This is a genomic window from Citrobacter braakii, assembly GCF_002075345.1.
Taxonomy (GTDB): Bacteria; Pseudomonadota; Gammaproteobacteria; order Enterobacterales; family Enterobacteriaceae; genus Citrobacter; species Citrobacter braakii.
Genome location: NZ_NAEW01000003.1, coordinates 437,995 through 459,415 on the forward strand (window position 1 = coordinate 437,995; position 21,421 = coordinate 459,415).

General features: G+C 54.6%; 20 protein-coding genes and 1 riboswitch. Of the genes, 11 read left to right on the forward strand and 9 right to left on the reverse strand.

Annotation, left to right across the window (positions count from 1 at the left end; translation table 11 throughout):
• The first annotated feature begins 419 nt into the window (after positions 1-419).
• Positions 420-2,441, forward strand: coding sequence for an excinuclease ABC subunit UvrB (gene uvrB / locus BZK42_RS09300; protein WP_016152344.1), 2,022 nt, complete (start codon positions 420-422; stop codon positions 2,439-2,441).
• 94 nt (positions 2,442-2,535) lie between these two features.
• Here uvrB and yvcK read toward each other — a convergent pair whose 3' ends face one another.
• Positions 2,536-3,444, reverse strand: coding sequence for a uridine diphosphate-N-acetylglucosamine-binding protein YvcK (yvcK, locus tag BZK42_RS09305; protein ID WP_016152345.1), 909 nt, complete (start codon positions 3,442-3,444; stop codon positions 2,536-2,538).
• Between the two features lie 392 nt (positions 3,445-3,836).
• A riboswitch (molybdenum cofactor riboswitch) is annotated at positions 3,837-3,982 on the forward strand.
• Between yvcK and moaA the strand changes: the two genes are divergently transcribed.
• The 6 genes from moaA to BZK42_RS09335 all read left to right on the forward strand — a co-directional run bounded on the left by moaA (position 3,970) and on the right by BZK42_RS09335 (position 7,417).
• The gene (gene moaA, locus BZK42_RS09310) at positions 3,970-4,959 is read left to right on the forward strand and encodes a GTP 3',8-cyclase MoaA (protein ID WP_065554855.1); all 990 of its coding nucleotides are present in this window, start codon (positions 3,970-3,972) and stop codon (positions 4,957-4,959) included. It overlaps the preceding riboswitch by 13 nt.
• 19 nt (positions 4,960-4,978) lie before the next feature.
• The gene (gene moaB / locus BZK42_RS09315) at positions 4,979-5,491 is read left to right on the forward strand and encodes a molybdenum cofactor biosynthesis protein B (RefSeq protein ID WP_016152347.1); all 513 of its coding nucleotides are present in this window, start codon (positions 4,979-4,981) and stop codon (positions 5,489-5,491) included.
• A gap of 2 nt (positions 5,492-5,493) precedes the next feature.
• Positions 5,494-5,979, forward strand: a complete 486-nt coding sequence (moaC, locus tag BZK42_RS09320; RefSeq protein WP_003035188.1) for a cyclic pyranopterin monophosphate synthase MoaC — start codon at positions 5,494-5,496, stop codon at positions 5,977-5,979.
• On the forward strand, positions 5,972-6,217 hold the full coding sequence (gene moaD, locus BZK42_RS09325) for a molybdopterin synthase sulfur carrier subunit (RefSeq protein WP_016152348.1): 246 nt from the start codon (positions 5,972-5,974) through the stop codon (positions 6,215-6,217). The genes moaC and moaD overlap by 8 nt, the downstream gene beginning before the upstream one ends.
• Position 6,218: 1 nt before the next feature.
• Positions 6,219-6,671, forward strand: coding sequence for a molybdopterin synthase catalytic subunit MoaE (moaE, locus tag BZK42_RS09330; RefSeq protein WP_046274634.1), 453 nt, complete (start codon positions 6,219-6,221; stop codon positions 6,669-6,671).
• Positions 6,672-6,712: 41 nt separating this feature from the next.
• Positions 6,713-7,417 carry a Bax inhibitor-1/YccA family protein gene (locus tag BZK42_RS09335; protein WP_003831536.1) on the forward strand — a complete coding sequence of 235 codons (705 nt, stop codon included), beginning with the start codon at positions 6,713-6,715 and terminating at the stop codon, positions 7,415-7,417.
• Between the two features lie 39 nt (positions 7,418-7,456).
• Here the strand turns inward: BZK42_RS09335 and BZK42_RS09340 are convergent, their stop codons facing one another.
• From BZK42_RS09340 to BZK42_RS09350, 3 genes are read right to left on the reverse strand one after another with little or no spacing between them, the layout of a single operon-like run.
• A complete protein-coding gene (locus BZK42_RS09340) occupies positions 7,457-8,419 on the reverse strand; it encodes a lysylphosphatidylglycerol synthase domain-containing protein (RefSeq protein ID WP_080859035.1) in 963 nt (320 codons plus the stop codon).
• Positions 8,419-9,660, reverse strand: a complete 1,242-nt coding sequence (clsB, locus tag BZK42_RS09345) for a cardiolipin synthase ClsB (protein WP_080859036.1) — start codon at positions 9,658-9,660, stop codon at positions 8,419-8,421. The genes BZK42_RS09340 and clsB overlap by 1 nt, the downstream gene beginning before the upstream one ends.
• Positions 9,657-10,418 carry an endonuclease/exonuclease/phosphatase family protein gene (locus BZK42_RS09350; RefSeq protein WP_053388796.1) on the reverse strand — a complete coding sequence of 254 codons (762 nt, stop codon included), beginning with the start codon at positions 10,416-10,418 and terminating at the stop codon, positions 9,657-9,659. The genes clsB and BZK42_RS09350 overlap by 4 nt, the downstream gene beginning before the upstream one ends.
• A 131-nt stretch (positions 10,419-10,549) precedes the next feature.
• Here BZK42_RS09350 and BZK42_RS09355 point away from each other — a divergent pair, with 131 nt between their 5' ends.
• Entirely contained in the window at positions 10,550-10,960 is a 411-nt protein-coding gene (locus BZK42_RS09355; RefSeq protein ID WP_016152353.1) for a YbhQ family protein, read from the forward strand.
• Here the strand turns inward: BZK42_RS09355 and BZK42_RS09360 are convergent.
• Genes BZK42_RS09360 through cecR form a run of 5 tightly spaced genes read right to left on the reverse strand, consistent with a single transcriptional unit; the run spans position 10,922 to position 16,563 of the window.
• Complete coding sequence (locus BZK42_RS09360) at positions 10,922-12,028, reverse strand: ABC transporter permease (RefSeq protein WP_016152354.1); 1,107 nt, start codon at positions 12,026-12,028, stop codon at positions 10,922-10,924. The genes BZK42_RS09355 and BZK42_RS09360 overlap by 39 nt on opposite strands.
• A 10-nt stretch (positions 12,029-12,038) precedes the next feature.
• A complete protein-coding gene (locus BZK42_RS09365) occupies positions 12,039-13,172 on the reverse strand; it encodes an ABC transporter permease (protein WP_016156059.1) in 1,134 nt (377 codons plus the stop codon).
• On the reverse strand, positions 13,165-14,901 hold the full coding sequence (locus BZK42_RS09370) for an ATP-binding cassette domain-containing protein (protein WP_016152356.1): 1,737 nt from the start codon (positions 14,899-14,901) through the stop codon (positions 13,165-13,167). Before BZK42_RS09370 ends, BZK42_RS09365 begins: the two co-directional genes overlap by 8 nt.
• Positions 14,894-15,889 (reverse strand): secretion protein HlyD, encoded by a 996-nt coding sequence (hlyD, locus tag BZK42_RS09375; protein WP_019076344.1) that lies wholly within the window; start codon positions 15,887-15,889, stop codon positions 14,894-14,896. Before hlyD ends, BZK42_RS09370 begins: the two co-directional genes overlap by 8 nt.
• Complete coding sequence (gene cecR, locus BZK42_RS09380; RefSeq protein WP_016152358.1) at positions 15,886-16,563, reverse strand: transcriptional regulator CecR; 678 nt, start codon at positions 16,561-16,563, stop codon at positions 15,886-15,888. The genes hlyD and cecR overlap by 4 nt, the downstream gene beginning before the upstream one ends.
• A 221-nt stretch (positions 16,564-16,784) precedes the next feature.
• On the opposite strand from cecR, the gene rhlE reads away from it, so the two are divergent.
• The 3 genes from rhlE to ybiB all read left to right on the forward strand — a co-directional run bounded on the left by rhlE (position 16,785) and on the right by ybiB (position 21,373).
• Positions 16,785-18,128 (forward strand): ATP-dependent RNA helicase RhlE, encoded by a 1,344-nt coding sequence (gene rhlE / locus BZK42_RS09385; RefSeq protein WP_016152359.1) that lies wholly within the window; start codon positions 16,785-16,787, stop codon positions 18,126-18,128.
• A 96-nt stretch (positions 18,129-18,224) separates the two neighbouring features.
• Positions 18,225-20,375: an ATP-dependent DNA helicase DinG gene (gene dinG, locus BZK42_RS09390; protein ID WP_046274637.1), complete on the forward strand. Its 2,151-nt coding sequence runs from the start codon at positions 18,225-18,227 to the stop codon at positions 20,373-20,375.
• 29 nt (positions 20,376-20,404) lie between these two features.
• Positions 20,405-21,373: a DNA-binding protein YbiB gene (gene ybiB, locus BZK42_RS09395; RefSeq protein WP_046274638.1), complete on the forward strand. Its 969-nt coding sequence runs from the start codon at positions 20,405-20,407 to the stop codon at positions 21,371-21,373.
• Positions 21,374-21,421 lie beyond the last annotated feature (48 nt).

Here is a 21,421-nt window from a genome sequence, read left to right on the forward strand (position 1 = left end):
GTTATCCACTATTCCTGTGGATAACCTTGTGTATTAGAGTTAGAAAACACAATGTAAGCGAGAGAAGACGCGGCCTGCGACTAAATTGATGCGAAAGACGGCTCGGGATAATAGTCATTAAATTACAGAATGTTAGATAAAATCAATGGCTGTCGCAGAAGTGTCATGCGTTGCCACAAAACTTTCATCGGGCAGCTTGACAAATGTTAAAAAAGTCATTGCTTTGGGGATAACACGTTTTTGCTGGTGTTTTATCTTGTCTGAGGCCAAATTTTAGCCTGCAGTCACGGTCATTCTGATGGCGTATCAGAAATATTCTGGTGCGTTACTGTTTTTTCATCCAGTATATTTTACTGGCAAAATATACGACTGCGAGTAAAATTACACACCTGCCCGCCCATTGCTTCAGGTAGCTGCTCATGAGTAAACCGTTCAAACTAAATTCCGCTTTTAAACCCTCTGGCGATCAGCCTGAGGCTATTCGCCGTCTGGAAGAAGGGCTGGAGGATGGTCTGGCGCATCAGACGCTGCTGGGGGTGACGGGCTCGGGGAAGACATTCACCATCGCTAACGTAATTGCGGACTTGCAGCGGCCTACCATGGTGCTGGCTCCCAATAAGACGCTGGCCGCGCAGTTGTACGGTGAGATGAAAGAGTTCTTCCCGGATAACGCGGTGGAGTATTTCGTCTCCTACTACGACTATTATCAACCGGAAGCCTACGTTCCAAGTTCTGACACCTTCATCGAGAAGGATGCCTCGGTTAACGAACATATTGAGCAGATGCGTCTGTCAGCGACCAAAGCGCTGCTGGAACGTCGGGATGTCGTTGTCGTCGCGTCAGTTTCCGCTATCTATGGTTTGGGCGATCCGGATCTGTATCTGAAAATGATGCTGCATCTGACGGTAGGGATGATTATCGACCAGCGTGCGATCCTGCGCCGCCTGGCGGAACTGCAATATACCCGCAACGATCAGGCATTTCAGCGCGGAACCTTCCGCGTGCGTGGTGAAGTGATCGACATTTTCCCGGCTGAATCCGACGACATTGCGCTGCGCGTGGAACTGTTTGATGAAGAGGTCGAACGTTTATCGCTGTTTGACCCGCTTACCGGGCAGGTTGAATCCACGATTTCGCGCTACACCATCTATCCTAAAACGCACTACGTGACGCCGCGCGAACGTATCGTGCAGGCGATGGAAGAAATCAAAGTTGAGCTGGCAGAGCGGCGCAAGGTCCTGCTGGCAAATAACAAACTGCTGGAAGAACAGCGGCTAAGTCAGCGTACGCAGTTCGATCTGGAAATGATGAATGAGCTGGGTTACTGCTCGGGGATTGAAAACTACTCCCGCTATCTGTCCGGGCGTGGCCCCGGCGAGCCGCCGCCGACGTTGTTTGATTACCTGCCTGCCGACGGCCTGCTGGTGGTGGATGAATCCCACGTCACTATCCCGCAAATTGGCGGTATGTATCGTGGTGACCGGGCGCGTAAAGAGACTCTGGTCGAATACGGATTCCGTCTGCCGTCGGCGCTGGATAACCGTCCGCTTAAATTTGAAGAGTTTGAAGCGCTGGCCCCGCAGACCATCTACGTCTCAGCGACGCCGGGCAACTATGAGCTGGAGAAATCCGGTGATGACGTCGTCGATCAGGTAGTACGACCGACCGGCCTGCTGGATCCGATCATTGAGGTACGCCCGGTGGCGACGCAGGTTGACGATCTGCTGTCTGAGATCCGCATCCGTGCGGCGATTAACGAACGTGTGCTGGTCACTACGCTCACGAAACGGATGGCAGAGGATCTCACCGAATACCTCGAAGAGCACGGTGAGCGGGTGCGCTATCTGCACTCAGACATCGATACCGTGGAACGTATGGAAATCATTCGTGACCTGCGTCTGGGCGAGTTTGACGTGCTGGTGGGTATCAACCTGTTACGTGAGGGTCTGGATATGCCTGAGGTCTCACTGGTGGCGATTCTGGACGCAGACAAAGAAGGGTTCCTGCGTTCGGAACGTTCGCTTATTCAGACCATCGGTCGTGCGGCGCGTAATATCAACGGGAAGGCTATTCTCTACGGCGACAAAATTACCGCCTCAATGGCTAAGGCGATAGGTGAAACTGAACGCCGTCGTGAGAAACAGCAGCTCTACAACGAAGAACACGGTATTACGCCGCAGGGGCTGAACAAGAAAGTGGTCGATATTCTGGCGCTGGGTCAGAATATTGCGAAGACTAAGGCGAAAGGCAAAGGGAAGTCACGCGCAGGCGCGAAGTCTGAAATTGTCGAACTGGATATGACGCCAAAAGCGCTGCAGCAGAAGATTCATGAGCTGGAAGGGCAGATGATGCAGCATGCGCAGAATCTTGAATTTGAAGAGGCTGCGACAATCCGCGACCAGTTGCATCAGTTGCGCGAGTTGTTTATCGCGGCATCGTAAGATTGTACCGGAGGCGGGGGAACCCCCTCATCCGGCCTGTGGGAGTAGATCGCGTTTGTAGGCCTGATAAGCGCAGCCCATCAGGTAATTCCACTTACCCCAGCGCCTGTACCGCTTTCTCCAGCGCGTAATGCAATAGCTGGCGGTCATGGCGGTAGGGAATGTCGCTGGCTTCCAGCACTTCCTGAATAACAACGCGGTCGGTAACGGTGGATACATCTACTTTCGGGCCCACAACCACCGCATCAATTACTTTCCTGCCAACGTACTGTTCAATGATTGCCAGCTTATCGTTAAGCGTCAGGCTGGCTGCTGGCAGGCTTAATTCACGACCCAGATTGCCGATGTAGACCATCGGGGCAGGTGTGCGACGTAATGCCTGCGCCAATTCGTCGAGCAGCAGGAGCGGCATCAGGCTGGTGTAAAAACTGCCGGGTCCGATCAAAATCAAATCCGCTTCGGCGATAGCTTCAACTGCCTCCCGCGTGGTGGGGACTTTTGGCGACAGCATCAGTTCCTGAGGCGGGATGGTGAGCTGATCGATATTCACTTCGCCATAGACTTCATGTCCCTGATCGTCGATAGCCATCAGATCCACCGGCAGCTCCGACATCGGAATTAAATGCGCATCAACTTTCAGCAGGCTACGAATTAAATTGATGGCTTCCAGAGGCCGCACACTGAGGTGATCGAGCGCCTTTAACATCAGATTTCCGAGGTTATGCCCGGAAAGCTCACCATTACCGCCAAAACGATACTCAAACATGGCGGATGCAACGCTGGGTTGAGTAATTAACTGGTTCAGACAGTTACGCATGTCTCCCCAGGCAATGCCTCCTTCAGAGCGACGAATACGACCTGTCGACCCGCCGTTATCGGTCGTGGTGACGATCCCCGTCAGGCGTGAACCTAAAGGGGAAAGAGAGGAGAGAACGCGTCCCAATCCATGCCCTCCGCCGAGAGCGACAACGCGGTCCAGATCTGCCAGCGTGCGAGTGCGCATATATTTTCCTGATATCAATTGATCGGCGCTACAGTAACGTAAATAGTGTGTTTTCAGCAATTATCCAGGCGGAATCTGGCGTAATTTTTTTCTGCGATCTACTCCTTTCTGACGAGATTCACCTGCTGGCAAGATGATGTATATCAATGCAAAACTGTGGTTTTTGCTTATTCTGTAGCGAAATTGCACGATCATGTCGCTATGTATGTATTTATACAACGAAAGTGTACATGGCAAAAGCGTCATTTACACGCTAGTATCGGCATAACCACAATGTACTCTGAATAATTTGAGTTGCAGGAAGGCAGTGAGCGAGAAAATCCCCCGTAAGCGGACATAAGTACGTGACTGGGGTGAACGAATAAAGCCCACGCTTCTGCAATTTGAAGTATGACGAGAATAAACACTCTAGCCTCTGCACCTGGGTCAAATGATACGGTGCTTTGGCCGTGACAATACTTGAATAAGTTTGTCACCAGGGCGTAGGAAGAAATGACTACGTCTCCCGTATTTGGAAAGGTGTACATGGGCTCTCAACTTACCGATGCTTTCGCACGTAAGTTTTACTACTTACGTTTGTCGATTACCGATGTGTGTAACTTTCGTTGCACCTACTGCCTGCCGGATGGCTATAAGCCCGGCGGTGTCACCAATAACGGCTTTTTGACCGTTGATGAAATTCGCCGCGTCACGCGCGCGTTCGCCAGTCTGGGAACGGAAAAAGTGCGTCTGACAGGGGGCGAACCTTCATTGCGTCGCGACTTTACCGACATTATCGCCGCCGTGCGCGAAAACGATGCCATCCGTCAGATTGCGGTGACCACTAATGGTTATCGTCTGGCGCGTGATGCCGCTGCCTGGCGCGATGCCGGACTGACCGCACTGAACGTCAGCGTCGACAGCCTCGATGCCCGTCAGTTTCACGCCATTACCGGGCAGGACAAATTTCAGCAGGTGATGGCAGGCATTGACGCCGCCTTTGATGCGGGTTTTGAAAAAGTGAAAGTCAATACCGTGCTGATGCGCGACGTAAACCATCATCAACTGGACACCTTCCTGGCGTGGGTTCAGCCCCGTCCTATCCAACTACGCTTTATTGAACTGATGGAAACGGGCGAGGGCAGCTCTCTCTTCCGTAAACACCATATCTCAGGCCAGGTCCTGCGTGATGAGCTGTTGCGTCGCGGCTGGATCCACCAGATCCGACAGCGCAGCGACGGCCCGGCTCAGGTTTTCTGTCATCCTGACTATGCTGGTGAAATTGGTCTGATCATGCCTTATGAGAAAGACTTCTGCGCCACCTGCAACCGTCTGCGCGTTTCCTCTGTCGGCAAACTGCATCTGTGTTTATTTGGTGAAGGCGGCGTAAGCCTGCGTGATTTGCTGGAAGATGACGCTCAGCAGTCGGCGCTGGAAGAACGCATTTCCGCCGCGCTGCTGGAGAAAAAGCAGACTCATTTCCTGCATCAGAACAATACCGGTATTACGCAAAACTTATCTTACATTGGCGGCTGATCGCTAAAAGGAGTTTTTCATGAGTCAGGTAAGCGCTGAATTTATCCCGACACGCATTGCTATTCTTACTGTTTCCAACCGTCGCGGCGAAGAAGATGACACCTCCGGCCATTATCTGCGTGACTCGGCGCAAGAGGCGGGTCATCAGATTGTCGACAAGGCGATTGTCAAAGAGAACCGCTACGCCATTCGCGCCCAGGTTTCTGCATGGATTGCCAGTGAGGATGTGCAGGTCGTGCTCATTACAGGCGGCACGGGCTTAACCGAAGGGGACCAGGCGCCAGAAGCGCTGCAACCGCTGTTCGACAGAGAAGTCGAAGGGTTTGGTGAAGTATTCCGTATGCTGTCGTTTGAAGAGATTGGCACCGCGACGCTGCAATCCCGGGCGATTGCCGGAGTGGCCAACAAAACGCTGATTTTCGCCATGCCGGGGTCGACTAAGGCGTGTCGTACCGCATGGGAAAATATCATTGCGCCGCAGCTCGATGCCCGTACGCGTCCGTGTAATTTCCACCCACATTTGAAGAAATAAGTATGTCGCAACTGACTCATATTAACGCCGCTGGCGAAGCGCATATGGTGGATGTCTCCGCCAAAGCGGAAACCGTACGCGAGGCGCGTGCAGAAGCATTCGTGACCATGCGTAGCGAAACGCTGGCGATGATTATCGACGGCAGCCACCATAAGGGCGACGTTTTCGCCACGGCGCGTATTGCCGGTATTCAGGCCGCCAAACGGACCTGGGATCTTATCCCGCTGTGCCATCCACTGATGTTGAGCAAGGTTGAAGTTAATCTGCACGCCGAGCCGGAACACAACCGCGTACGCATTGAAACGCTGTGTCGCCTGACCGGGAAAACCGGCGTCGAAATGGAAGCGTTAACGGCGGCCTCCGTGGCAGCGTTGACCATCTACGATATGTGCAAAGCGGTGCAAAAGGATATGGTGATTGGTCCGGTGCGTCTGCTGGCTAAAAGCGGCGGTAAATCGGGAGATTTTAAGGTGGATGCGCATGATTAAGGTTCTTTTCTTTGCTCAGGTACGGGAATTGGTGAACACGGATGCGATAGAAGTCGCCGCTGAGTTTGCAACGGTAGAAGCGCTGCGCCGGAGTCTTGCGGCAAAAAGCGATCGCTGGGCGTTGGCGCTGGAAGACGGCAAGCTGCTGGCCGCGGTAAACCAGACGCTGGTCAGTTTTGACCATCCCCTTAATGCGGGTGACGAAGTGGCTTTCTTCCCACCGGTAACCGGAGGCTAAGATGGCTGAAACGCGAATTGTTGTTGGTCATGCGCCGTTCAGCGTCGGGGATGAGTATCCCTGGCTGGCCGAACGCGATGAAGATGGCGCGGTGGTCACTTTCACCGGTAAAGTCCGCAATCACAATCTCGGCGATAGCGTGCAGGCGTTAACGCTGGAACACTATCCGGGAATGACCGAAAAAGCGCTGGCGGAGATTGTCGACGAAGCGCGTGCGCGCTGGCCGCTGGGACGAGTAACGGTCATTCATCGCATTGGCGAACTGTGGCCGGGTGACGAAATCGTTTTTGTTGGCGTGACCAGTGCGCATCGCAGCAGCGCGTTTGATGCCGGGCAGTTCATTATGGATTATCTGAAAACCCGCGCACCGTTCTGGAAGCGCGAGGCCACGCCAGAAGGTGAGCGCTGGGTTGATGCCCGCGACAGCGATAAGCTAGCAGCAAAACGCTGGTAGAGTACAATTGGTGTAGGCTCATACTGATTCAGGAGATTGTCATGGACCGATTCCCACGATCCGATTCTATTGTACAGGCCCGTTCCGGCCTGCAAACGTATATGGCGCAGGTGTACGGCTGGATGACCTGCGGATTGTTGCTGACGGCGTTTATCGCCTGGTATGCAGCAAATACGCCCGCGGTGATGATGTTTGTCTTCTCCAGCAAAATCACCTTCTTTGGACTGATCATCGCCCAGCTAGCGCTGGTGTTCGTCCTGTCCGGCATGGTGCAAAGGCTCAGCGCGGGAATGGCGACCACGCTGTTTATGCTCTATTCGGCATTAACCGGGCTGACGCTATCAAGCATTTTTATCGTCTATACCTACTCGTCTATCGCCAGCACCTTCGTGGTCACCGGCGGGATGTTCGGGATCATGAGTTTGTACGGCTACACCACCAAACGCGATCTCAGCGGTTTCGGCAATATGCTGTTTATGGCGCTGATCGGTATTGTGCTGGCCTCGCTGGTTAACTTCTGGCTGAAGAGCGAAGCGCTGATGTGGGCGGTGACCTATATTGGGGTGATTGTGTTTGTCGGCCTGACCGCTTATGACACGCAGAAGCTGAAAAATATTGGTGAGCAGATCGACCTGCGTGACAGCTCAAATCTGCGTAAATACGCAATTCTTGGGGCCTTAACGCTGTATCTGGACTTCATCAACCTGTTCCTGATGCTGCTGCGTATCTTCGGCAATCGTCGTTAACTCTCTGTTGCCGGATGGCGTAAGCCGCCATCCGGTGAATCATTTCGCCATCGCCTTCTCGTTTTTTACCCGCAACTTTTTCGCCCGACTCTCCAGCAGCAAATAGCACATCAGCGCCAGCAACAGCGGAATAAAATAGTACAGCACGCGATACGCGAGCAGGGCGGCAATGATTGTCCCCTGAGAGGTATTCTCTCCTGCCAGCAGCGCCATAAAGACCGCCTCCAGCACGCCAATCCCCGCCGGAATATGCACGATAACACCGGCAATACTGCTCACCAGCAGCACGCCCAGCACGAAGAAATAGTTGATATTCTGACCCAGCAACAGCCAGATAATCGCCCCCATTACCATCCAGTTAGTACCGGATATCGCCATTTGCGCGAGGGCAAATTTCCAGGAGGGCAGTACCAGTTTTTGGCCCTTGATGGTGATGTGGCGATGTTTAGCGAAAGCGCAAAACCACAGATAAACAACAATCATCAGCAGCAGCGCAATGCCTAAGAGGCGTAGCGTACCTTCATCGATATACCAGTGCGCGGGCAGTTCAACGACGCCGAAGGTGAAAATAAAACCGCCCAGCAGAATATAGCCCAGCCAGTTGGTGGTAATGCTCAGTGAAAAAATTCGCGTAATTGTGCTCCCCGGTAATCCGAGACGCGAGTAGAGACGATAACGCATCCCAATACCGCCCACCCATGTGCTTAACGTCAGGTTGAAGGCGTAACAGATAAACGACACCAGCATGACCTGGCGTTTTGCCAGCCTGTGCCCGCAGTAGTAGCGCCCGAGCAAGTCATAGCAGCCGTAAAGTAAATAACTGACGATCACCAGCCCTACGGCGCTGAGCAGGGCGATCCGATTGTAATCGCGAATTACCGTCCACACTTCCTGCCAGTTGACCTTACTGGCATAAACGACCAGCAATACGATGACCGCAATAAAAAATAGCCATGTGAGGATCTTTTTCGCTAAGCGCCAGCGTCGGTGGTTTTTTGGCATCAGGTTTCCCCTCCTGCATCCTCAGTTGGAATACGATCCTGGGTTTCCAGAGTTGGCTGTGCGGGTGGTTCTACCTCGGCCAGATGCGGGGTATGCGCCGGTAGCCAGCCGACCAGCGCCGGGAAGTGGCGTAAAAAGTGGAAGGCCAGCACGCTTTTGGTCAGGTTCCACCAGGTGCGTTTTGGCAGCATTGATTCATCAACTCGCTTGCAGTCCTGCGCAATAATGGGGTTCAGGTTGTCACGCAGGGTCTGGTTAAACGTGCGGTCATGAATAATAAGATTCGCCTCCAGATTGAGCGACAGACTAAGCGGGTCGAGATTGCTGGAACCTACCGTCGCCCAATGATCGTCCATCAGCGCGACTTTACCATGCAGGGGCTTACGCCGGTATTCATAGACATGGACGCCGCCTTTAACCAGATAGTTATACAGCAGGCGGGCACCCACTTTCACAATCGGCATATCCGGTTCACCCTGGACGATGAGTTTTACCCGAACGCCGCGTCGCGCAGCTTTTCGTAGGGCATGCAGCAGGCGATAACCCGGAAAGAAATAGGCATTGGCAATGATCACTTCCCGCCGGGCCTGGGTCAGCATTTTCAAATAGTGGCGTTCAATATCATCGCGATGCTCTTCGTTATCGCGCCAGACAAACAGCGCCTGCGCTTCGCCAGGCCGATGATTCTCAATTGCCCGGTGATGACGTCGCCACCAGCGTCGTACGGCGCTCTGTCCCGGTAAGTTCTCCAGCACGAATTTCAGGATGTCGGCCACGACAGGACCTTCCACGCGAACGGCATAATCCTGCTTGGCCTCGGGACCGTAATCAGACATGTGTTCAGCGGAATAATTAATACCGCCGACAAAGGCAACACGGTCATCAATGACCACAATTTTGCGATGCATACGGCGAAAGAGATTGGTGCGCATACCGAACAGACGCGGGCGCGGATCGTAGTAGCGGAAAACAACGCCAGCTACGGTCAACTCTTCGACAAAACTGTCGCTAAGATCCGGCGAACCGTAACCGTCCAGCAGCACCTCTGCTTTGATTCCGCGCTGGGCGGCTCCGAGCAAGGCGGCATGCAGCTGTTTTCCGACCGCATCTTCAAACCAGATAAAGGTCTCAAGGATAATTTTTTGCTGTGCCTGTTCAATGGCGTCAAAGACGGCGGGATAGTATTGATCGCCGTTTTCCAGCAGTTGAATTTGATTGCCTTCACGCCAGCCATTTTTCATAAATGAATCTCCGCACTCAGGGGGGCATGATCGGACAAATGTCGCCAGTGACGCAGCGCCAGCGTCGTTGGGGTACTGGCATTCGCGTTTTTCACGTAGATCCTGTCCAGACGCAGCAGGGGAAACTGCACCGGAAACGTCCGCGCCGGGCGACCGTGGGCGCGGGTAAAAATCTCGTCAAGGCCGGCCCTGGCTTTCAGCGGGTGATTGGCCGTTTGCCGCCAGTCGTTAAAATCTCCGGCGATCACCACGGGCTCCGCGTCGGGCAGGGCATTGACCCAGTCAGCCAGCATAGCGAGCTGGGCCTGACGGTGTGCTTCACGCAAACCGAGATGCACGCACATGACATGGATTGGGTGCGAGAGCATTGGCGGCGCGATGCGGCAGTAGAGGACCCCGCGCTTTTCACTCGCGCCGACGGACACATCGCGATTTTCATAATGTTCAATGGGATAACGCGACAGCACCGCGTTACCGTGATGCCCTTGCGGGTACACGGCGTTACGCCCGTAGGCGAAGTCGCTCCACATGGTGTCCGCCAGAAATTCGTAGTGGGTGGTATCCGGCCAGTTCTCAATTTGCAGCGAGTGAGCATCGTGCGCGCCCATAACTTCCTGCAGGCAGACAATATCTGCACCGACCGTTCTGACAGCCTCCCGTAGCTCAGGCAAAATAAAACGCCGGTTGAAGGCGGTGAACCCTTTGTGAGTATTAATGGTGAGCACATTGAATGAAAATTGAACTCCCGATCCGCTCATGAGCCTCCCGTTGGCGTCACTTCCTAAATAAAATAGTGTAGTCGTCGTCACAAAAAGATGCGGTGTTGCGGAATTTTCCGTAAAGTCCGGTACTCTGAATAATTAGTTGAAAATCCTTCAGGAGAAAAGCCATGAGGTGGCAACAACGTGTTCGTGTCGCAACGGGTCTAAGTTGCTGGCAGATTGTGTTGCATTTACTGGTAGTGGCGTTGCTGGTAATGGGCTGGATGAGCGGTACGCTGGTGCGCGTCGGCCTGGGATTATGCGTCGTTTACGGCGTAACGGTTTTATTAATGCTGGCCTTGCAACGTCACCATGAGCAGCGCTGGCGCGACGTAGCTGATGTGCTGGAAGAACTGACTACCACGTGGTATTTCGGTGCCGCGATGATCGTACTGTGGTTGCTGTCGCGCGTGCTGCAAAACAACGTCTTGCTGGCCCTGGCGGGGCTGGTGATCCTTGCCGGACCCGCCGTGGTCTCGCTGTTGGCGAAAGACAAAAAGCTACATCACCTTGCGTCTAAACATCGCATACGCCGCTGAGCCGGTCGTGGCCGCTATCACCAACAGCGGCCACAAACTTCCCCACACAATCTGCAGACTCGCATCCTTCAGGTAAATCTGTTTCGTGATGTCCGTAAAATGGCGGATTGGGTTTATCCACGTCAGATTCTGTAGCCAGACCGGCATATTTTCGACCGGCGAGACGTAGCCTGAAAGTAAAATCGCCGGCATCATAAACACAAACACGCCGATAAACGCCTGCTGCTGGGTGGCACACAGTGATGAAATCAGCAGACCAAAGCCGACCAGCGACAGCCCGTAAATCACCATCGTGAAATAGAACAGCGCCAATGAACCGGCAAACGGAATGTGATAAGCCCAGATGCCGATCGCCAGCACAATGGTGGCCTGAAACGTTGCCACAATTAACGCGGGCACCGCTTTACCGATGAATATCTGCCAGGTGGTAAGCGGGGAGACCAGCAACTGATCCAGCGTGCCTTGCTCGCGCTCGCGGGCAACCGAGAGCGAAGTGACGATCATGACGCCGATGGTGGTGATCATGGCGATCAGCGACGGAACCACAAACCATTTGTAATCCAGATTCGGGTTATACCAGTTACGCACCACCAGCTCGCTGTTGTTCGGTTTCGGCTTGCCGTCCATCAGCTCCTGCTGATACTCCTTAACGATCTGCTGCAGATAATTCGCGGCAATTTGCGCACTGTTAGAGTTACGCCCGTCGAGAATAATCTGCATGGGAGCCTGCTGGAAGGTATCCAGATTACGCGAAAAGTTGGCCGGGAAGCGCACCAGCAACAGGGCTTTTTGCGTGTCGATGGTGGGCTGGATCTCCTGCGGGCTTTTCAGCAGCAGAACGTGCGTAAAGGCGCTGGCGCGAGCGAAGCGCTGGGTTAGCTCCACCGAATGTTTACCGTTGTCTTCGTTATAGATAGCGATTGTGGCGTTGGTGACTTCCAGCGTGGCCGCGAACGGGAACAGAATAACCTGAATCAGCACCGGTAAAATCAGAATGGCTCGCGTCTGCGGTTCACGTAACAGCGATTGCAGCTCTTTACGAATTAATGTCCATAAGCGATGAAACATGCCCGTCCCCTTAATCCAGCCGACGTTTGGTTTTAAGCCACGTCAGGCCAATAAACATCACCGCCGAAGCGATTAAAAACAGCACGTTGATAATCAGCACCACCGGAATATTTCCCGCCAGAAACAGGCTTTGTAGGGTGCTGACGAAATAACGAGCCGGAATAATATAGGTTACTGCCCGGATAATCGCCGGCATGCTGTCTATCTGGAAGATAAAACCCGACAGCATAATCGAGGGCAGGAAGGCGGCGTTTAGCGCGACCTGCGCGGCGTTAAACTGATTGCGGGTGATGGTGGAGATAAGCAACCCCATGCCGAGCGTGCTGAGCAGAAACAGACTGGTAATGAAAAACAGGATCAGCAACGAACCGCGATAGGGCACGCCGAGAATAAACACCGACACCAGCATACACAGCAGCATCGCCAGCATGCCCAGAAAGTAATAGGGGATCAGTTTACACAGCAGCAGTTCGACGCGGGTGACTTCGGTAGACAACAGCGCTTCCATGGTTCCGCGCTCCCATTCGCGCGCCACCACTAATGAGGTGAGGATAGCGCCAATAACCGTCATGATGATGGTTACCGCCCCGGGAATAATAAAATGTTGGCTGATGGCCGCCGGGTTAAACCAGTAGCGGGTCTGCACGTCGATCAAAGGTTCAAATGATTCTCCGCGATCTTCCGCCCGCTGTTGTTGCCAAATCTGCCAGATGCCTTCGACATAACCCTGTACAAAGTTAGCGGTATTCGGTTCACTACCGTCGGTGATCACCTGAATCGGCGCCACGTCGTTGGGTCGCGCCATCTGCTGGGCGAAATCCACCGGGATCACCACCAGCCCGCGAATGCGCCCGGCCTGCATTTTCTCAATCAATTCCTGACGGTTATCGCTGATGGTGGCGTCAATATACGGTGAACCGGTCATGGTATGGGTAAAATCCAGCGCCTCTTCGCTTTGCTGTTCGAGCAAAATCCCTACCCGCAGCTTGCTGGAGTCGAGGTTGATCCCGTAGCCGAAGATAAACAGCAGCAGCAGCGGGATCACCACCGCAATCAGCCAACTGCTGGGATCGCGGACGATCTGGCGCGTCTCTTTCACGCACAGCGCGCGTACGCGACGCCAGGAGAGAACGGAGTTACTCATGCGTATGCTCCTTATCCCAGTCATTGATTAGCGTGATAAACGCCTGTTCCATGGTCGGGTCTGGCGTCTCACTGTCAGCAGCCTGAGCTTTCAGGTCATCCGGCGTACCGCTGGCAATCAGTTTGCCGCGATACACCAGCCCGATGCGATCGCAGTATTCTGCCTCATCCATAAAGTGGGTGGTCACCATCACCGTGACGCCTTTTTCCACCATGCTGTTGATATGTAACCAGAACTCCCGACGGGTGAGGGGATCGACCCCGGAAGTGGGTTCATCGAGGAACAGAATGTCGGGTTCATGCATCAGCGAACAGGCCAGCGCCAGGCGCTGTTTAAAGCCCAGCGGCAGTTCGTCGGTGGCGTGGGAGGCGATACTCTTCAGGCCGAATGCCTCGCTCATCCGCTCGATTTTCTCCTTCTGCGCCCGACCGCGCAGGCCGTAGACGCCGGAGAAAAAGCGCAGATTCTGTTCAACTGTCAAGTTGCCATACAGGGAGAATTTCTGCGCCATATAGCCCAGATGCTGGCGCGCTTTACCGGAGCTGACCTTCAGGTCCATGTCCAGCACCAGCGCTTTACCCGAAGTGGGGACCAGCAGGCCGCACATCATTTTAAAGGTAGTGGATTTGCCCGCGCCGTTGGGGCCTAACAAACCAAAAATCTCGCCGCGCTGCACGGCAAAGTCTACGTGGTCGGTAGCGGCAAAATCGCCAAATTTTTTGGTCAGCGCTTTGGCTTCGATCACCGTTTCACCTGGCGTGCCTTCCACGGTATGCAGGATAGCGCCCAGCGGGGACTCCGATGTTCCGGCCCCGCCGAGTAAATCGATAAAGGCATCCTCGAAGCGGGGGGCGGTTTCGTTGATGGTTATCTCCGGCATGCCGTCAGCGTTTTGAATCTGCTGGGCCGTCGCTTCTTTTTTCAGGATTAGGCGGACGGATTTCCCCTGAATCATCCCGTCGCTAACCTGCGGCAGTTTTAACGTGCGTTGCAGCAGTCGGCGGTTATTTTCCTGCGAACTGCTCATCAGGAAGCTGCGACCCGACATGGTTTGCGTAAGCTGAGTGGGATCGCCCTGATACAGCAATTCACCTTCGTTCATCAGCAGCACATCACGGCATTGTTCAGCTTCATCCAGATACGAAGTGCTCCAGAGGATCAGCATGCCGTCCCCGGCCAGCTCATGAACCATTTGCCACAGTTCGCGACGGGAAATAGGGTCGACGCCCACGCCAGGCTCATCCAGCAGTAACACGCTGGGTTCACCGACCAGCGTACAGGCAAGTCCGAGCTTCTGCTTCATGCCGCCGGAAAGCTTGCCGGCCAGTCGTCCGGTAAACGGCCCCAGCGAGGTAAATTCCAGTAGTCGGGCAAAGGTTTTTTCTCGCGCTTCACCGGTAACGCTACGTAAATCTGCATAGAGATTGAGGTTCTCCATGACGGTCAAATCTTCATACAGACCAAATTTCTGCGGCATGTAACCCAGTACCGCATGCAGCGCGCTGTCGTCTTTGATGGGATCAAAACCAATCACCGTTGCGCTACCGGCGTCGGGTTTCAACAGCCCTGCCAGCATTCGCATCAGCGTGGTTTTGCCAGCGCCATCCGGCCCGACCAGCCCGGTCACGTAGCCCGCATGAACGGTACAGTCGAGCGGGGCGACGGCCGGTTTATCCATTCCGGCAAAGTTTTTCGTCAGTCCATTCAGCGTAATGACGGCGTCATTCATGCCGTGCCTCATCGCTGAACTTTATCGTTACCGGCATTCCCTGGCGCAGCGCATCGTCCGCGTCGGTCACCACAATACGCAGGCGATAAACCAGGTCGGTGCGCAGGTCAGGGGTCTCGACTGTTTTTGGGGTAAACTCCGCGGTGGGCGACACGAAGCCGATTTTACCGTGATACGGTTTGTCCGGACGGCCATCGGTGTAAAGCAGGATTTCGCGTCCTGGCTGCGCCTGGCTCAGATTTCGTTCGTCAACGTAGGCGCGAACCCATACCGGACGCGTGAGTGACAGCGTCAGTACCGTGCCCCCTTCGTTCAACATGCTGCCGGGTTCGACCGCACGGGTGAGTAACGTGCCGTCAGACGGCGAGGTCAGCGTGGTGTCATGCAAATTAAGCTCTGCCTGGGCCAGCTCGGCCTGAGCTTGTTCGAGCGTGGCTTTCGCCTGCTCAATGTCCTGCACACGATTACCGCTGCGGTATTGGGTGAGTTTATCCTGTGCGGATTTCAGAGAGGCCAACGCCTGATCGCGTGATGAACGGGCGTTTTCCAGATCGTTGGCGGAGATAGTGCGGCTTTTCCACAATCCCACCTGCCGATTGTAAAAGTTTTGCGCGTAATCATAGGCTGCCTGCGCCTGTTTGACTGCCGCTGCGGTTTGCGCGATCTCTTCTTCACGATACCCTGCCAGCATCAGATCGTATTGCGCCTGCGCGGCGGCAACATTCGCTTTTGCCTGCATTAATGCGTTTTCATACGGTGCACGGTCCAGTTCGCCCAGCACCTGACCGGCGGTAATGGCATCGCCTTCGTCAACCGCCAGCGAGGCCAGCCTGCCGCCGACGCGAAAACTCAGGTTGACGCTACGGATATCGACATTGCCGTACAACGTCAGACCGTTATCTTGCCGACTTTGATACCACCACGTTCCACCGGCAATCACGGCAACGAGGGCCGCGATGACCAGCCCGAGAACGACAGGTTTTTTCATGACTCCAGACTCCTTTGCGTTAAACCTTGCAGAATAAGATCGATGTGACAGGTGATCGTTTGGTCAATCAGCGCGGTTTTATCCTCATCAAATTGTGACCAGCCCGTACGCAACAGAATGGTTTCTTTCCCCAGACGAAAGGCCAGTACCTCGCCGAGTAGGGCGTGGGTGTGCAGGATCATTTGGGTATCGTTGGCATCGCCGCCGGTATAGGCAGCAATCAGGCGCGTCAGGTGAGTATGTAGCGGATTGATAACCTGGTCGTGCACCAGTTGATAAGCCGCGGTGGGGGAAAGCTGTTCGCGCGAAATAAATTTGCTCAGGTTAACGGTATCGTCCTGGGTTAACAGCATGATCATATTTTTGCAGGCGCGGAGGATCAGTTCGCGCATCGCGCCACGATCCGGTTCCGGCTGAGCAAACAGACGCTCGGCTTCTTCAGCATGCGGGCGAAACTGTGAGCCGATAAAATCCGCAATCCACTGGGCGCAGGCGAGATATAAATCCTCTTTTGAGCCAAAATAGTAGGTGATGGCAGCAATATTTTGCCCGGCCTGCGCGGCGATATCGCGAGTAGTGGCGTGCAGACCATACTCACCAAACTGCGCCAGCGCGGCGGCAATGAGCTGATTTTTCGCCTGTTCACCTTTGGTTGTCATGGTGGGTGTATTCATAGCACGACTCAGATCTTAATCAATCGATTGATTAAGATTATGACTGATGTGTAACCTTGTCCAGTCCGGACCGTTATTTTTCAGCGCAGGGATAATTTATGCGGCACATCACAAAAACTGCTACACTCCGCCCCTTCATGACATTGTGGTTTTTGTCATCTTTATTATATGTATCTCCCTGAAAACGACACCGGTAACGGTCAGGGTGGTTCGGAGTTGTTATGTCTTTTGATTCCCTTGGTTTAAACCCTGATATTTTACGTGCCGTTGCCGAGCAGGGTTACCGTGAACCTACCCCTATTCAGCAGCAGGCGATCCCTGCCGTGCTGGAAGGCCGCGATCTGATGGCCAGCGCCCAGACCGGTACGGGGAAAACGGCAGGTTTTACCCTGCCGCTGTTGCAGCACCTGATTACCCATCAGCCGCATGGCAAAAGCCGTCGTCCGGTGCGTGCGCTGATCCTTACGCCAACCCGCGAACTGGCGGCCCAGATTGGCGAAAACGTACGTGATTACAGTAAGTATCTGAATATTCGCTCGCTGGTGGTCTTCGGCGGCGTGAGCATTAACCCGCAGATGATGAAGCTGCGCGGCGGTGTGGATGTGCTGATCGCCACGCCTGGTCGTTTGCTCGATCTGGAACACCAGAATGCGGTGAAACTGGATCAGGTTGAGATTCTGGTACTGGATGAAGCTGACCGCATGCTGGATATGGGCTTTATTCATGATATCCGTCGCGTTCTGGCGAAACTGCCGGCAAAACGCCAGAACCTGCTGTTCTCAGCAACATTCTCTGATGATATTAAGTCGCTGGCCGAAAAGCTGCTGCACAATCCGCTGGAAATCGAAGTGGCGCGCCGTAATACCGCGTCAGAGCAGGTGACTCAGCACGTTCATTTTGTTGATAAAAAGCGTAAACGTGAACTGTTGTCGCAGATGATCGGTCAGGGCAACTGGCAGCAGGTGCTGGTGTTTACCCGTACCAAACATGGTGCGAACCATCTGGCGGAACAGCTGAATAAAGACGGCATTCGCAGCGCGGCGATCCACGGTAATAAATCTCAGGGGGCGCGTACGCGTGCGCTGGCTGATTTTAAATCCGGTGATATTCGTGTGCTGGTGGCGACCGATATTGCCGCGCGCGGTCTGGATATTGAAGAGCTGCCGCACGTGGTGAACTACGAGCTGCCAAATGTCCCGGAAGATTACGTGCACCGTATTGGTCGTACCGGTCGTGCGGCCGCTACCGGCGAAGCGTTGTCTCTGGTGTGCGTCGATGAACACAAGCTGCTGCGTGACATCGAGAAGCTGCTGAAAAAAGAGATCCCGCGAATTGCGATGCCAGGCTACGAGCCAGACCCGTCCATCAAAGCCGAGCCGATCCAGAATGGTCGCCAGCAGCGTGGCGGCGGTGGTCGCGGTCAGGGGGGAGCTGGGCGTGGTCAGCAGCCGCGTCGTCAGGATGGCGGTGCGCCAAAAGCGAAACCGCGTAGCGGCGAAGGCAAACCGGCGGGCGATAAGCCTCGTCCACCGCGCCGTCCGCGCAAACCGTCTTCAGCGCAGTAATTGCGAGCCCGGCCGAAAGGTCGGGCTTTTCTTTTTGCGACACGTATCAGAAAGTGCCACAATAGTGGCTGTTTATACAGTATTTCAGGTTTTCTCATGGCACTAACGGCCGCGCTAAAAGCGCAAATTGCCGCCTGGTATAAGGCGCTTCAGGAACAGATCCCCGACTTTATTCCCCGTGCGCCCCAGCGGCAGATGATTGCTGACGTCGCGAAAACGCTCACCGGGGAAGAAGGGCGGCATCTGGCAATTGAAGCGCCGACCGGGGTGGGGAAAACGCTGTCGTACCTGATTCCCGGTATTGCCATAGCGCGTGAAGAACAAAAAACGCTGGTGGTCAGTACCGCCAACGTTGCTTTACAGGATCAGATCTACAGCAAAGATTTACCGCTGCTGCGCAAAATTATCCCCGATCTGCGTTTTACCGCCGCGTTTGGTCGCGGGCGTTATGTCTGCCCGCGTAATTTAGCGGCGCTGGCCAGTAGCGAACCCAATCAGCAGGATCTGTTGGCCTTTCTCGACGATGACCTGACGCCCAACAACCAGGAAGAACAAAAGCGCTGCGCCAGGCTAAAAGGCGATCTCGACAGCTACAAGTGGGACGGGCTGCGCGATCACACGGATATCGCTATCGACGACGGACTCTGGCAGCGCCTGAGCACTGATAAAGCCAGCTGTTTGAATCGTAACTGTCACTACTATCGTGAATGCCCCTTTTTTGTCGCCCGCCGTGAGATTCAGGAAGCCGAAGTGGTGGTGGCTAACCACGCGCTGGTGATGGCGGCCATGGAAAGCGAAGCTGTTTTGCCGGAGCCGAAGAACCTGCTGCTGGTCCTTGATGAAGGTCACCATTTGCCGGACGTCGCGCGCGATGCGCTGGAGATGAGCGCAGAAATCAGCGCCCCCTGGTATCGACTGCAGTTGGATCTGTTTTGCAAATTAGTGGCCACCTGCCTGGAACAGTTTCGTCCAAAAACCACGCCGCCGCTGGCGAATGCCGAGCGTCTGAACGGTCACTGTGAGGAACTGTATGAGCTGATTTCATCGCTCAATAACATTCTTAATCTGTACATGCCTGCGACCCAGGAGGCGGAACACCGCTTCGCGATGGGCGAACTGCCTGCGGAAGTGATGGAGATTTGTCAGCGTCTGGCGAAGCTAACAGAAATGCTGCGCGGTCTGGCGGAACTGTTCCTCAACGATCTCAGCGAAAAAACCGGCACCCACGATATTGTGCGTCTGCATCGGGTTATTTTGCAGATGAATCGGGCGTTGGGCATGTTTGAGGCGCAAAGCAAACTGTGGCGGCTGGCTTCGCTCGCGCAGTCGTCAGGCGCGCCGGTGAGTAAATGGGCGACGCGCGAAGTGCGTGACGGGCAGATCCACGTCTGGTTCCACTGTGTGGGGATCCGTGTGAGCGATCAGCTTGAACGACTGCTGTGGCGCAGCGTACCGCATATTATCGTGACCTCCGCCACGCTGCGTTCGCTCAACAGCTTCTCGCGTTTGCAGGAGATGAGCGGGCTGAAAGAAAAAGCAGGGGACAGGTTTATCGCGCTGGATTCACCGTTTAATCACGTTGAGCAAGGCAAAATCGTCATTCCGCAGATGCGCTACGAACCGTCAATTGATAACGAAGAGCAGCATATCGCGGAAATGGCCGCCTATTTCCGCGAACAGCTGGAAAGTAAAAAGCATCAGGGCATGCTGGTACTCTTTGCCAGCGGTCGGGCAATGCAGCGTTTTCTTGAGCACGTTACCGATCTGCGTCTGCTGTTGCTGGTACAGGGCGACCAGCCGCGCTATCGACTGGTGGAGCTGCACCGCAAGCGGGTGACCAACGGCGAGCGTAGCGTACTGATTGGGCTGCAATCTTTTGCCGAAGGTCTGGATTTGAAAGGCGACTTGCTGACCCAGGTGCATATTCACAAAATTGCTTTTCCGCCTATCGACAGCCCGGTGGTGATCACCGAGGGCGAGTGGCTGAAAAGCCTGAACCGCTACCCCTTTGAGGTGCAGAGCTTGCCCGCGGCGTCATTCAATTTGATCCAGCAGGTTGGGCGACTCATTCGTAGCCACGGCTGCTGGGGAGAAGTGGTTATTTATGACAAGCGTTTATTGACCAAAAGCTATGGCAAGCGTTTACTGAACGCATTACCCATATTTCCGATAGAGCAACCTGCTGTGCCAGACGTTATAGTAAAACCAAAAGAAAAAGCGAAACCCACGCGTCGCCGTCGGCGTTAACGATGCGAGCAACAGGCAAGGAGTTATCGATGGATTACCGCAAAATCATCAAAGAGATTGGGCGAGGAAAAAATCACGCGCGTGACCTGGATAAGGATACCGCTCGCGGACTGTATACCCATATGATGAACGGCGAAGTGCCCGATCTTGAGATGGGCGGTGTACTGATTGCGCTGCGTATTAAAGGCGAAGGCGAAGCGGAGATGCTGGGCTTTTACGAAGCGATGCAGAACCACACCATTCGCCTGACTCCGCCAGTGGCCAAACCCATGCCGATTGTCATTCCCAGCTACAATGGCGCGCGCAAGCAGGCAAATTTGACTCCGCTGCTGGCGATTTTACTGCATAAGCTGGGCTTCCCGGTGGTGGTGCACGGTGTCAGCGAGGATCCAACCCGCGTGCTGACTGAAACCATTTTCGAACTGATGGGGATTGCGCCGACGCTGCATGCCGGGCAGGCGCAGGCAAAGCTGGATGGTCATGAGCCGGTGTTTATCCCGGTGAGTGCGCTGTGTCCTCCGCTGGAAAAACAGCTGGCGATGCGCTGGCGAATGGGCGTGCGTAACAGTGCGCATACGCTGGCTAAATTAGCCACGCCGTTTGCCGAAGATGCCGCGCTGCGTCTTTCCAGCGTTTCCCACCCGGAATACGTATCGCGCGTGGCGAAATTTTTCGGCGATATCGGTGGGCGTGCCCTGTTGATGCACGGTACCGAGGGTGAAGTGTACGCCAACCCGCAGCGCTGCCCGCAGATAAGCCTGATAGATTCGTCCGGCGTGCGAGTGCTACAGGACCGGCAGAGCGAGATGCCCGATGAGCCGGTCCCACTGCCGGTGGCTAAAGACCCGGAAACTACCGCGCGCTGGATTGAGCGTTGTCTGGCGGGCAGTGAGCCGGTTCCGGCATCGCTGAAAATCCAGATGGCCTGCTGCCTGGTAGCAACCGGTGAATCCGCGACGCTGGCTGAAGGACTTGACCGCGTCGAGCAAAGCTTCTGATTTTTCTTTCTCCCGACGGGTCATTTGCCTGGCCCGTCGCTTCACGCC

Bases quoted from the DNA above. Each gene is read 5' to 3' on its own strand.
- uvrB (WP_016152344.1), top strand. From the start codon at position 420: ATGAGTAAACCGTTCAAACTAAATTCCGCTTTTAAACCCTCTGGCGAT.
- yvcK (WP_016152345.1), bottom strand. From the start codon at position 3,444: ATGCGCACTCGCACGCTGGCAGATCTGGACCGCGTTGTCGCTCTCGGC.
- moaA (WP_065554855.1), top strand. From the start codon at position 3,970: ATGGGCTCTCAACTTACCGATGCTTTCGCACGTAAGTTTTACTACTTA.
- moaB (WP_016152347.1), top strand. From the start codon at position 4,979: ATGAGTCAGGTAAGCGCTGAATTTATCCCGACACGCATTGCTATTCTT.
- moaC (WP_003035188.1), top strand. From the start codon at position 5,494: ATGTCGCAACTGACTCATATTAACGCCGCTGGCGAAGCGCATATGGTG.
- moaD (WP_016152348.1), top strand. From the start codon at position 5,972: ATGATTAAGGTTCTTTTCTTTGCTCAGGTACGGGAATTGGTGAACACG.
- moaE (WP_046274634.1), top strand. From the start codon at position 6,219: ATGGCTGAAACGCGAATTGTTGTTGGTCATGCGCCGTTCAGCGTCGGG.
- BZK42_RS09335 (WP_003831536.1), top strand. From the start codon at position 6,713: ATGGACCGATTCCCACGATCCGATTCTATTGTACAGGCCCGTTCCGGC.
- BZK42_RS09340 (WP_080859035.1), bottom strand. From the start codon at position 8,419: ATGCCAAAAAACCACCGACGCTGGCGCTTAGCGAAAAAGATCCTCACA.
- clsB (WP_080859036.1), bottom strand. From the start codon at position 9,660: ATGAAAAATGGCTGGCGTGAAGGCAATCAAATTCAACTGCTGGAAAAC.
- BZK42_RS09350 (WP_053388796.1), bottom strand. From the start codon at position 10,418: ATGAGCGGATCGGGAGTTCAATTTTCATTCAATGTGCTCACCATTAAT.
- BZK42_RS09355 (WP_016152353.1), top strand. From the start codon at position 10,550: ATGAGGTGGCAACAACGTGTTCGTGTCGCAACGGGTCTAAGTTGCTGG.
- BZK42_RS09360 (WP_016152354.1), bottom strand. From the start codon at position 12,028: ATGTTTCATCGCTTATGGACATTAATTCGTAAAGAGCTGCAATCGCTG.
- BZK42_RS09365 (WP_016156059.1), bottom strand. From the start codon at position 13,172: ATGAGTAACTCCGTTCTCTCCTGGCGTCGCGTACGCGCGCTGTGCGTG.
- BZK42_RS09370 (WP_016152356.1), bottom strand. From the start codon at position 14,901: ATGAATGACGCCGTCATTACGCTGAATGGACTGACGAAAAACTTTGCC.
- hlyD (WP_019076344.1), bottom strand. From the start codon at position 15,889: ATGAAAAAACCTGTCGTTCTCGGGCTGGTCATCGCGGCCCTCGTTGCC.
- cecR (WP_016152358.1), bottom strand. From the start codon at position 16,563: ATGAATACACCCACCATGACAACCAAAGGTGAACAGGCGAAAAATCAG.
- rhlE (WP_016152359.1), top strand. From the start codon at position 16,785: ATGTCTTTTGATTCCCTTGGTTTAAACCCTGATATTTTACGTGCCGTT.
- dinG (WP_046274637.1), top strand. From the start codon at position 18,225: ATGGCACTAACGGCCGCGCTAAAAGCGCAAATTGCCGCCTGGTATAAG.
- ybiB (WP_046274638.1), top strand. From the start codon at position 20,405: ATGGATTACCGCAAAATCATCAAAGAGATTGGGCGAGGAAAAAATCAC.